The organism is Bacillus sp. AF23, assembly GCF_020861455.1.
Taxonomy (GTDB): Bacteria; Bacillota; Bacilli; order Bacillales; family Bacillaceae; genus Bacillus; species Bacillus halotolerans.
The window spans coordinates 1-292 of record NZ_JAJHVY010000018.1 but is presented as its reverse complement, the minus strand read 5'-3'; the positions used below and the strand labels follow the sequence as shown (position 1 = coordinate 292).

The following is a 292-nucleotide window of genomic DNA, read 5'->3' as shown; positions in this document are numbered from 1 at the left end:
ACTGTAAATCCGCTCCCTCAGGGTTCGGCAGTTCGAATCTGCCCCCCTCCACCATTTATAGGGGCATAGTTTAACGGTAGAACAGAGGTCTCCAAAACCTCCGGTGTGGGTTCGATTCCTACTGCCCCTGCCAAATTTATGACATCTTGAGATTATGGCGGTTGTGGCGAAGTGGTTAACGCACCAGATTGTGGCTCTGGCACTCGTGGGTTCGATTCCCATCAATCGCCCCATATTATCATTGGGCTATAGCCAAGCGGTAAGGCAACGGACTTTGACTCCGTCATGCGTT

At 51.4% G+C, this 292-nt stretch carries 2 tRNA genes; both read left to right on the top strand.

Features of this window, described 5'->3' with window-relative positions:
- The first annotated feature begins 59 nt into the window (after positions 1–59).
- Positions 60–133: transfer RNA gene (locus tag LNN34_RS11825), tRNA-Trp, on the top strand.
- 24 nt (positions 134–157) lie between these two features.
- Positions 158–233: transfer RNA gene (locus LNN34_RS11820), tRNA-His, on the top strand.
- The last annotated feature ends 59 nt before the right edge of the window (positions 234–292 follow it).